This window comes from Microbacterium sp. UFMG61 (assembly GCF_015354505.1).
In the GTDB taxonomy this organism is placed as follows: Bacteria; Actinomycetota; Actinomycetes; order Actinomycetales; family Microbacteriaceae; genus Microbacterium.
In genome coordinates, this window is sequence record NZ_JACAFP010000004.1 from 294153 (window position 1) to 304159 (window position 10007).

10 protein-coding genes, 1 tRNA gene and 1 pseudogene are annotated in these 10007 nt (G+C 66.2%); 7 read left to right on the forward strand and 5 right to left on the reverse strand.

Features of this window, described 5'->3' with window-relative positions; genetic code table 11:
• Positions 1–88 precede the first annotated feature (88 nt).
• A complete protein-coding gene (locus IXW21_RS06710) occupies positions 89–2338 on the forward strand; it encodes a helix-turn-helix transcriptional regulator (protein WP_194763484.1) in 2250 nt (749 codons plus the stop codon).
• Positions 2339–2417: 79 nt separating this feature from the next.
• On the opposite strand, the gene IXW21_RS06715 is transcribed toward IXW21_RS06710, so the two are convergent.
• The 5 genes from IXW21_RS06715 to IXW21_RS06735 form a co-directional block, all read right to left on the reverse strand.
• On the reverse strand, positions 2418–2828 hold the full coding sequence (locus tag IXW21_RS06715) for a PLDc N-terminal domain-containing protein (protein ID WP_416361088.1): 411 nt from the start codon (positions 2826–2828) through the stop codon (positions 2418–2420).
• A gap of 115 nt (positions 2829–2943) precedes the next feature.
• The gene (locus IXW21_RS06720; protein WP_194763485.1) at positions 2944–4662 is read right to left on the reverse strand and encodes a SulP family inorganic anion transporter; all 1719 of its coding nucleotides are present in this window, start codon (positions 4660–4662) and stop codon (positions 2944–2946) included.
• Positions 4653–4925 (reverse strand): hypothetical protein, encoded by a 273-nt coding sequence (locus IXW21_RS06725; RefSeq protein WP_194763486.1) that lies wholly within the window; start codon positions 4923–4925, stop codon positions 4653–4655. Before IXW21_RS06725 ends, IXW21_RS06720 begins: the two co-directional genes overlap by 10 nt.
• Positions 4922–6592 (reverse strand): SulP family inorganic anion transporter, encoded by a 1671-nt coding sequence (locus IXW21_RS06730; RefSeq protein WP_194763487.1) that lies wholly within the window; start codon positions 6590–6592, stop codon positions 4922–4924. The genes IXW21_RS06725 and IXW21_RS06730 overlap by 4 nt, the downstream gene beginning before the upstream one ends.
• A gap of 524 nt (positions 6593–7116) precedes the next feature.
• Positions 7117–7193: transfer RNA gene (locus IXW21_RS06735), tRNA-Pro, on the reverse strand.
• Positions 7194–7310: 117 nt separating this feature from the next.
• On the opposite strand from IXW21_RS06735, the gene IXW21_RS06740 reads away from it, so the two are divergent.
• The 6 genes and pseudogenes from IXW21_RS06740 to IXW21_RS06765 all read left to right on the forward strand — a co-directional run.
• Positions 7311–7895 (forward strand): GNAT family N-acetyltransferase, encoded by a 585-nt coding sequence (locus IXW21_RS06740; RefSeq protein ID WP_194763488.1) that lies wholly within the window; start codon positions 7311–7313, stop codon positions 7893–7895.
• Entirely contained in the window at positions 7892–8089 is a 198-nt protein-coding gene (locus IXW21_RS06745) for a hypothetical protein (RefSeq protein WP_194763489.1), read from the forward strand. Before IXW21_RS06740 ends, IXW21_RS06745 begins: the two co-directional genes overlap by 4 nt.
• A 22-nt stretch (positions 8090–8111) precedes the next feature.
• Positions 8112–8567, forward strand: coding sequence for a hypothetical protein (locus IXW21_RS06750; protein WP_194763490.1), 456 nt, complete (start codon positions 8112–8114; stop codon positions 8565–8567).
• Positions 8568–8604: 37 nt separating this feature from the next.
• Positions 8605–9273 carry a lysoplasmalogenase gene (locus tag IXW21_RS06755; RefSeq protein ID WP_194763491.1) on the forward strand — a complete coding sequence of 223 codons (669 nt, stop codon included), beginning with the start codon at positions 8605–8607 and terminating at the stop codon, positions 9271–9273.
• Positions 9273–9659, forward strand: a complete 387-nt coding sequence (locus IXW21_RS06760; RefSeq protein ID WP_194763492.1) for an RNA-binding S4 domain-containing protein — start codon at positions 9273–9275, stop codon at positions 9657–9659. Before IXW21_RS06755 ends, IXW21_RS06760 begins: the two co-directional genes overlap by 1 nt.
• A 38-nt stretch (positions 9660–9697) precedes the next feature.
• Positions 9698–10007, forward strand: a pseudogene (locus IXW21_RS06765) (HNH endonuclease); the annotation flags it as partial.

The window sequence follows — 10007 nt, forward strand, 5'->3', positions numbered from 1 at the left end:
GTCATCCTCAGCGGCGTCGGCTTGCTGTGGTCCTCGCCGCGCGCCACGAGTGACGCCGGTGGTCACATCGTTGAGTGCAGATCGTCACTTGGCGTACGATCCGAATGTGACTGTTGCGGATACCGCCACCCCGTATCCGCTGCCGGAGATCGAGCAGGTCCTCCTCGAAAGCAAGACAACCGCCGCTGCCGCCCCGCAAGGGTTGGTCAGCAGACGTGCTCTGATCGAGAGGGCAGGAGGCGGCCCGCACCGTGTCGTGGCGATCACAGCGCCCGCCGGCTATGGCAAGTCGACGCTGCTCGCCGAGTGGGCAGCTGCCGAGCAGCGCGTCACGTGCTGGGCGACAGTGGATCGTTTCGACAACGACCCCGGTGCCTTGCTCACGCTCCTGGCGACCGCGACTCAGCACATCACCCCGAGTGGCGCGAGTCTCGCTTCCAAGATGAGGGGCACGAGCACAACCCTCCTCGCGCGCTCCGCGCCGCTCCTCGCCCGTACCTGGAGCTCAGCGCCAGAACCGTTCGCCCTCTTCATCGACGACTTCCATCTCGCGTCTTCACCCGACTGCCTCGACGCGTTCGTGGTTGCGCTGCAGGGCATCCCGGAAGGCTCGCTCGTCGTCGTCGCCAGCAGAGAGACTCAGCCGCACCTCGCACGCATGCGCGTGAGCGGCGCCGTCGCCGACGTCAACGCGCTCGACCTCCGCATGGATCAGGGCCAAGCGGAGAAGATCTTCGCTTCGGCGACCAAGACCGCTCCTGCCGACATCATCGCCGCCGCTGTCGAACGGAGCGAAGGATGGCCAGCCGGGATCTTCATGTCGGCGCTGACCTTCAACGACGCCGCGAAGGTGGCGGTGTCCGGGGGCAGCGGCACCATCGCCGATTACCTCTATCGTGAGTGCCTCGCCGGTCTGCGCCCCGAGCTGCGGGATTTCCTTCTCGACACCGCCATTCTGCACGAGCTCACGCCTGAGCTCTGTGATCACATTCGAGAAACGAACACCTCGCATGACCTGTTGCACAGCGCCCTTTCTCTGGGTCTGTTCCTGACGCGGCTTGGGAACCGTGAGGACTGGTACAGGTACCACGCGCTCTTCCGCGAGTTCCTCATTCGGGAGGGTGAACGACGTGACCGTCGCCGCATGCGTGCCCTCCATCTCCGAGCCGGCAACTGGTATGAGGCACACGGTGTCGCACCGCAATCCATCGAGCATCTCATCGAAGGCGGCGAGGACGCTCGCGCGGTGAACGGCGCCGCGCGGATCTCACTGACGATGTTCCAGCGGGGTGAGGTCTCAACCCTCGACCGTTGGCGGAACACCCTCGGCGATGCTGTGGTTCACTCCTGCCCACCGATGGCGGTGATGTCTGCATGGAAGTCCGCGATGTTCGGCGAGAGCCCGCGCGCAGAGAACGACGCCGCGGCGCTCGAACGCATCGACTCCACGCTGCTCACGCAGCCGATGAGAGCGTCCTTCGAGGCAGGACGCGCGCTGGTCAGGGCGTCCCTGTGCGCGAACGGCCCGGAAGACATGCTGCGCAACACCGAGTTCGCCGTACAACAGGCCCCGGAGGGGACTCTGTGGAACGGCCCTGCCCTGTACTTGCGCGGAGAAGCACGCCTACTCAACGCCGACCTGCCGAGTGCTGAACGAGACTTCGTCAAGGCGTACGACGCCTCGGCTGCGCACGGCAACTCCACTGCATTGTTGCTCGCCGTCGCGAACCTGACCGTCCTCGCCGCCGACCGGGAAGACTGGGATCGCGCGGCCGAGCTCGCGTCGGACAGCCTGCGCATCCTCGATGAGTCCGCGTTCGAGGGCTACCCGACGATTGTGCTCGCGCTCGCCTCTGCAGCCCGCGTCGCCGCGCAGCGGGCCGACGACCAGGCACGACCGCTGGTGTCCCGCGCAATGCGCGCTCGGGTGCAGTCCACCCACACATTCCCGCATGTCGCGATTCGCGCGCGTCTTCAGCTCGCGTCGGCGTTCAGACTCCTGGGCGACGAGGACGCGGCGATTCAGTTGGCACGCGAAGGTGTCTTCCTGATGAGGCGTAGACCGCGCATGGGTGTGCTCGGACGGCAGCTGGAGGAATTCCTGGTGGGGCGCAGATCGGCGGACCAGGCGGCGACACCGACGGTCGTTCTGACCCCGGCGGAGATGCGCCTCCTGCCCTACCTTCAGACGCATCTCACACTCCAGGAGATCGGCAAGCGCCTGTTCCTGTCGCGTGCGACGATCAGTACTCAGGCTTCCTCCATCTACAGGAAGCTGGGGGCTGAGCGCCGCGGAGCCGCGGTAGCTGCAGCACAAGGGCTGGGGCTGTTGTCCTGACGGCGTCGCCTCGGCATGACCTCTCTGGCCGAACGCGGGTGTGAGAGCGCAACGGTCGCTGCGCCCTCACTCGGAGGATTCAGGCTGCGGCTACCGTTTCGCCAGAGATCGTGCGCGCCTTCATCGCGGCGAACTCGTCCGGCGTGATGGTCCCCGCGTCGAGGAGGGCCTTAGCCTTGGCGACCTCATCCGCGGGGCTGGATCCGGCCACGTCGCGAATGTACGCGTCGGTCGCGTCGCGCGCTTCACGCGCCTGGTCGTTGATGCGGTCAGGCATGCTGCCACCGCGAGCGATCAGGTACACGAGCGACGTGAGCAACGGGACGAAGACGAGAAACACGATCCACGCGGCCTTCGCCCAGCCGTTGAGCGCGCGATCACGGAAAAGGTCCGAGAGCACCATCACGACGGCGATCAGCGAACCCAGGAGGACGAAAGCGAAGAAGAAGAGGACCAGGACGTCCCACAGGGATTCCAGAATGTTCAACACAGCACCTTTCACCGGCTCGGCGTCTCCGAGCGTTCACGTCCGACTCGCTTTCGGCCGGACGCAGCGAGCCTATTGTCGGCGGGTCACGCTGCCGGAGGTCGACCGGGGATTTCGTTCACTGTGTATGAGTGCCATCTTCGCGCCACCGATCCGCAGCGTCGAGCGCTTCCCGGATCGAGTCCCCGACGCGCGGACGTTCCGGGAACACGCGGCCTTCTCCGAGCCGCCCCAGCGCTCCCGTGGCGCGAAGCTGTTGGAGGACGGAGGAAGTGACCCCCGCGACCATGACGGTTCCGCCGGCTGCCGTCACGCGAACCGAGTATCCTTCCAAGACCTTGAGGAAGGTGCTGCCGATCTCGTCCTTGCCTCGCAGGCGGATGATGACGACGGCGCCGGCTGCGTTCGGGGGAACCTCCGGCAACTGGCCCTCCATCACGGGGGCTGCTGCGAAGAAGAGGCTTCCGTACGGGACGAGAACGCACGTCTGTCCGCCTTGTAGGACCTCGGGTGCGGCCGTCTCCCGCGGCATCTGCTCGCCGTCATCGAACACCCACTGCTTCACCACGACCCGATTCGACTGTCTGATCACGTACAGGATGACGGCGAGCCCGACACCGGACAGTGCCGCATACTGCAGCGGGACGACGAGCGTCAGCAGGAAGGTCACGGACAGTACCGTCGCCTGCACGGACCCGGTGCGCCACACCAAGAGGATCTGGCGGATCTTGAACGTACGGATGCCGACGAGGATCAACAGCCCTGCCAAAGAGGGCATGGCGACGTATTCGAAGACCGGACCGGCGGCGAGGATCGCCAGGGCCATCACGACGGCCGCGCAGAGGTTCGCGAGCGCGGATCGAGCGCCCGCGGTGCGCACGAGCGCCGTGGCGGACATCGACCCACCGACGGGCATTCCCTGGAAGAAGCCCGACGCGATGTTCGCGATGCCCTGGCCACGGAAATCCGCCGATGCATCGGCGAACTTCCCATCGGGGTTCGGGATCGAGCCGCTGATGGCGGCCCCCTGGACGAGGCCGACCAGCGCCAACGAGCATGCGGGCACGACGAGGGCGGGGATCAGCGACAGGTCGGGAATCTCCATACCCGGCAAGGTGCGCGGCACGTCAATGAGGTCTCCGATGGTCGCCACGGACCCGGTGGTCAGGATGTTGATCCACCATGCCGCGACAGACCCGATCACGACGGCGACGACCATCCCCAACGTTCCGATGCGGGTCCGCTCGAGCACGAGGATCAGCGCAACTGTGAGCACAGTCACGAGAACCGTCGGCAGATTCCACTGCGGGACATGGACGATGGAGTCCAGTGCGCGAAGCACCCGGTTGTCCCCCTCGGCGACTCTGCCCGTGGCGTTGTCCAACTGCCCGAGCACGATGTTCACTGCGACGGCGTTGATGAAGCCCACCAGCACCGCCGTCGGAATGAAGCGGACGAGCGTTCCGAGCCGCGCGATTCCCAGGACGAGCATCACCGCTCCCGCAAGCAGCACGAGCATCGCCAAACCGGATGCCGAGAGTCCCTCGGGCATCCCTGCGTCGACATCGGAGACGACCACGGCCATCGCGCCGGTGGCCTGTACGGACATGAACACCGAACCTGTGGCGAGAGCCCCCGCGAACGTGCCGAAGAGGTAGGCGTACAGACCGTGAAGTGGGTTGAGGCCCGCCAGCATTCCCGCGGCGAGCCCGTCGGGGACGCTCTCCACACCCAAGACGATGCCGGCCTTGATGTCTGCACCGGCCGTGCCCCGAGTGCCGAAACGGCGCAGGTAACGGCGGAGGACTGCCCGGGCTACTTCGGCGGTCAGACCCATACCTGGATCGCCTTCTCGACTGGGATGATCCCGACCAGGGGCGAAGTCGCGCGGTCGACATGTTCGGCACGGAAGGCACCATCGTCCGGGCCGAACACCACGGCGACAGCAGCCCGGACCGCGCCGATCCGGCCGAAGAGGAAGCTGACTGCATTCTCTCGTGCTCGGCGCGAGAGGAGGGTCGCGATCAGACCCATGATCGCGAGAGGGCTGGCGACGATGCCGAGGACCGCCGGGATCAGTTCCCACCCGAGCTCGATCATGCGAAATCTCCTCGTCGCGTCTCATGGGACGCTCCGCCGCTCGGCGGGGCGGCGAGCGCCTTCGCTGCATCCCTGTTGGTGGGGAACTGCCCGATCCCGTCCAGCAGTCCAAACGTCTCGAGTCGTTCACGCAGCCGAGGTCGGACACTGGCGAAGACCACGCGTATCCCTCTGCCTTCGAGCGCATTCAGGAGGCGCCGTAGGTCTCCTGCCCCGGTCGCATCGACGTCGCTGATGCCCTCTGCGTCGAGGACCAGCCCCGTCGTCTCAGGTCCGGCCGCGTCGACGAGGGCCGTCACCTGTTCTGCGATGGCGGCGGCGTTGGCGAAGAAGACCTGGCCTGCCAGGCGGATGACCAGGGTTTCCCCTGGTTCAGGCGTTTCGATGATCTCGGTGAAGGCGTCCGCGTCACCGGAGGCGAGGGCATCGACCTGCGGAGTCGCAGCGCGTCGGGCGAGATTTACCAGCGACAGGATGAACGCGATGGCGAGTCCTTGGAGCGGTCCGAGGATGAGGACGCCGAGGAGACAGACTGCTCCGATCCCGAACTCGTACGGCGATGTGCGCGCGAGTTGGATGAAGTCGCGTACGCCGAGGAGGTTGAGGACAGCGACCGCGACCACGGCTCCGATCACCGGTGTGGGGATCTGCGCGAGGACGCTAGTGCCGAACAGAAGCAACAGGACGGCGCCCGCCGCCATGATGATGCTCGGAAGTTGCGTGCGGGAACCGAGTTGATCCATCGCGGCCGTCCGTGATGTCGACGACCCCACTGCGAACGACATCGACAGGCCGGCGGCCACGTTCGCGGCGCCGAAGGCGAGCAGGTCTAGGTCGCTGTCCGTGCGGTACCCGCGCTGTTCTCCGTACGAGCGGGAGAGCAGAACCCCCTCCGCCATCGTGATGAGGGCGAGAGCGAGAGCGGACGGGATCAGCGACGCCCATTGGCTGAAGCTCAGCGTGGGGAACGCGAACTGCGGAGGCCCCGCGTCCACCTCGCCCAGAACCGCCACCCCCACCTGATCGAGGTGGAACACGGAGGTGAGGAGGGTGGCGAGGATGAGCACCAGCAATGCCCACGGGGCTTTGGGGAGCAGCCGTCGCCCTCCGACGAGGATGACGAGTGCACACACGCTGAGAAGGACGGACGGCACGGATGCCTCGGGGACGCGGGCGATGAGTTCGACGATCTCACGGAAGAAGCCGTCGGCGTCCCCCGCGGATACGCCCAGCATCTTGCGCACCTGGCTGACGAGCACCTCGAGTGCGAGGCCCGCGACGAACCCGATCAGGATCGGGTGCGAGAGGAAGTTCGCCAGGAACCCCCATCGCAGCACTGCAGCGATGAGCAGGGCGAGCCCGCACAGGATCGCTTGAGCCGCTGCCATCTCGGCGAAGTCGTCCTCGCCCACGCCGAGACCGACGAGAGACGAGAAGACGAGTGCTGCGGCGGCCGCGTCCGGAGAGGCGACCACCTGGCGGGAGGACACGAGAAAGACGTAGACGAGTGTGGGAACGATGAGCGCGTACAGGCCAGCGGTGACGGGTAGGCCGGCTATCTGCGCGTACCCGATGTTCAACGGCACGGCAATGGCGAGCAGCGTGAGACCGGCCAGCGACTCACGGACTATGCTCGCGTGGCGCAGCCCCTGCAAAGGCCGTTGCATTCGAATCTCCCCTCTGACACTTCGTTTTCGAAGCCGACGTCATCGTCCCGCGACCGGTCCTGTGGGAGGAGGCATCGGGACGTCTTTCATGCGGATCGGATGAGGGTACAGCCCCACGCGTGGACACGCTCCGCCGCCGTGACCGCGTCTGGGCGAACCGGTACACGAACACCACGGGCAACGGTGACCTCAGCATCCCTCGAGGCCGTCGAACATCGTCTTCGACGACCACGCCGCCTGACCAACGGGATCAGCTCGCGCTGACACCGATGCGTACCTGAGCGGCTCCGCTCACTGACGAGGCCCGCCGGCGGCACGCTGGCACGCTCCCCGCTACACCAAGACAATCGAACGCGCCCGAAAACCGGGCGCGTTCGTGTTTTCACGACCAGAATCGCTCTACAAGGCTTACCCGAATCGGAACCTCACTCCGCCGGGACGAAAAAGGGAAGGGCACCTGCTCGAAGCAGGTGCCCTTCCCTTTTCTCTCGCTGTTCTGCAATCAGTATTGCCAACAGCCCTTGTGGTCGGGCTGACAGGATTTGAACCTGCGACCCCTTGACCCCCAGTCAAGTGCGCTACCAAGCTGCGCCACAGCCCGTTGTTCTGCACTCTCGCGCAGGCAACTCCCCCATCTTAGCCCCACTCGACCGCGCTCCGCGAACCGAGCGCGCGCCGGGCGTTGCGGGTGTCGGAGGCCAGGCGTACCGTCACGTGTATGACGACGATCACGACCGAGGTGGCGACATCGGCCCACTGGGATGACGTGCAGCACGCTCTCACCGGTGGCAGTGAAGGGGCGAGCTGCCAGTGCATCTGGCCGATGCTGAGCAACAGGGACTGGAGCGAGACAACCACTCAGCAGCGCACCGAGATGCTGCGCGCGGAGATCACCGAAGGTCCCCCTCCGGGGCTCATCGTCTATGTCGATGGCGAGGCTGCCGGGTGGATCCGCATCGGTCCACGTACGGTGCAGGAGCGCATCCCGCGCACGCGCATGATCGCCGCAGCATCCGATGAGCCTTTCGACGACGATTCCGTGTGGGCGGTGAGCTGCTTCGTTGTCCGCCGCGAGCACCGCGGGTCGGGCCTGAACCTTCAGATGCTGCGAGCCGCCGTCGACTACGCCCGCGCATCCGGCGCACGACTCATCGAGGGATACCCCGTCGACACTCGCGGCGAGAAGAAGCGCACGAACGACCTCTTCCACGGCACTCTCGGGACGTTCCTTGCCGCCGGGTTCACGGAGGCTGCCGAAATGAAGCCCGGTCGCACGCTGGTCACAAGAGATCTCGCCTCATGACGGAGGAGTCCGAACTTCCCGCATCCATGGGACGGGTGTCCCGGCGCGAGCTCGCTCTGCAGGGCCTGACCAGGCTGGACCAGTTCGACGGAGCCTCCGAGAAGCACCTCCTCTCGATACACGGCGTGGGGCCCAAGGCCATCCGCATCCTTCGGGAGCACCTCGAAGCCGCAGGCAAGCGACTCTCGCCCTGAACGGACCACTAGCGTGGATGACATGAGCGACGAGCATCCGATCATCGAAGACGCCGAACTCGGCCCCCTCGTCCGTGCGACGACCGAGCTCGGCGATGGGACGGTCCTCACTCACGACTGGTACGCGGGCGGCACGGTCGTCGATGGTGCACCCCTCGACCTCATGATCGAGGGAACGAACGCCGAGGAGGCGCGCGGCCTGCTCCCCCACGTACACGAGACCGTGGCAGCGCTCGGGGCGCTGCGACGGCTAGCGTCGGATGCCGTGGTCACGGCCTTCAGCACCGGAACGCCCGAGCAGTACGAGCTCGACGACGCCGCGACCGACCTGAACCTCGAGACCCTGGAGGCCTCAGCCGACGGCACCATCGTGCTGCATCTCATCGACACCTGTGGGCAGCATTTCCCTGAGGGTTACTGGCCCGCCGTGCATCTCGCCACCGACGGCCAGATCACTCAGGTGACTGTGGAGTCCTGACCCGCTCGGTTCGATGATGCCGCCCTACGATGAGGGGATGCGACGCCGCACTCCGCTCCGTCTTCTCGCGTGGGCATTCCTGCCGTACGTCGCGATCTCGGCGACTCATGTGGCGCTTCTCGCCATAGGTGACGCAGTCGCCGGGCCGACGAAACTCCTGCTGATGCCGATGCTCGCTCTTCCGGTGCTGGTGTCGCTCCGGCAGATCGCCGCACGAGGAGCACGTGCTCTCATCTTCGCGGCGCTCTTCTTCTCCTGGCTCGGCGACGGCGCCGGCATCTTCTTCCCAGCCGCGCCTGAAATGCCGCTCATGCTGCTCTTCTTCGGTGTCGCTCACATGGCATACATCACCCTCTTCGTCCGCTACCTCACTCGACGACGGATGCCCTGGTGGGCGGTCGCCTATGCCGCATGGTGGGTCGCGATGCTGGTCGGCCTCGGCCCGCACACAGGCAGTCTGCTGATCGCGGTCGCGGTCTACGGGTTGGTACTCGGCTCCACAGCAGCACTCTCGACGCGCTGCCACCCCGTGGTCGCGACGGGCGGAGTGCTCTTCCTCGCCAGCGACACCCTGCTCGCACTGCGGCTCTTCCTCCCGGATTCGCTCCCCTCCTGGAGCAGCCCGACGATCATGCTGACCTATACGATCGGTCAGGGGCTGATCGTCGCCGGGGCCCTGATCACACTGCGGAAGCGAGGATCTTGATGGCCGATGCGGCACGTGTCGACAGCTGGCTCTGGGCCATCCGCATCTACAAGACGCGCTCCGCGGCGACGACCGCATGCCGCGCGGGGCATGTGCGCGTGAACGGTGACAAGGTGAAAGCGGCACAGCATGTGCGCATCGGCGACGAACTGCGCGTGCGTATCGCCGGATTCGATCGCATCCTGATCGTGCGTCAATTGCTGGTCAAGCGCGTCGGAGCGCCCTTGGCGGCGCTCGCGTACGAGGATCGCACTCCGGAGCGCGAGCCGCAGGCTGCTCTTGGCCTTCGTGATCGTGGAGCCGGTCGACCCACCAAGCGCGAGCGGCGCGACATCGATCGGCTGCGCGGACGAGCATCTGGGGATGCCGGAATGTTTCCGGAGTAGCGCTGCTCATATTCGTATCTTTGTTCTAATCTAGANGTATGGCTCACCGNACCGATCTCGACCTCGATCTTGAGGAGCGGTGCCGCTTGCTCGATGAGTGGACCGAGGTCCGGCGTCGGATCGCGGCGCTTGAGGCGGAAGCGAGCGAGCTGCTGGTCCAGAGGATCGCGGTCCGCGAAACCGATGTGTCCGAGCACCCGTTTCACCGGGATGCGATCGACCGGTCGATGGTCGCGGAGTATGCGGCGGCGGGCCGGGTGACGACGGGGTCGGTGGAGTATGCGTTCACCGACGCGCGTACGTTGTCGCTGACTCTGCCGGCGACGCGGGCGGCGTTCGCGGCCGGGG

What these genes read in the sequence shown, in the direction of transcription:
- IXW21_RS06720 (WP_194763485.1), bottom strand. Translation starts at nt 4,662, where the DNA reads ATGGGTCTGACCGCCGAAGTAGCCCGGGCAGTCCTCCGCCGTTACCTG.
- IXW21_RS06725 (WP_194763486.1), bottom strand. Translation starts at nt 4,925, where the DNA reads ATGATCGAGCTCGGGTGGGAACTGATCCCGGCGGTCCTCGGCATCGTC.
- IXW21_RS06730 (WP_194763487.1), bottom strand. Translation starts at nt 6,592, where the DNA reads ATGCAACGGCCTTTGCAGGGGCTGCGCCACGCGAGCATAGTCCGTGAG.
- IXW21_RS06740 (WP_194763488.1), top strand. Translation starts at nt 7,311, where the DNA reads ATGACGACGATCACGACCGAGGTGGCGACATCGGCCCACTGGGATGAC.
- IXW21_RS06745 (WP_194763489.1), top strand. Translation starts at nt 7,892, where the DNA reads ATGACGGAGGAGTCCGAACTTCCCGCATCCATGGGACGGGTGTCCCGG.
- IXW21_RS06750 (WP_194763490.1), top strand. Translation starts at nt 8,112, where the DNA reads ATGAGCGACGAGCATCCGATCATCGAAGACGCCGAACTCGGCCCCCTC.
- IXW21_RS06755 (WP_194763491.1), top strand. Translation starts at nt 8,605, where the DNA reads ATGCGACGCCGCACTCCGCTCCGTCTTCTCGCGTGGGCATTCCTGCCG.
- IXW21_RS06760 (WP_194763492.1), top strand. Translation starts at nt 9,273, where the DNA reads ATGGCCGATGCGGCACGTGTCGACAGCTGGCTCTGGGCCATCCGCATC.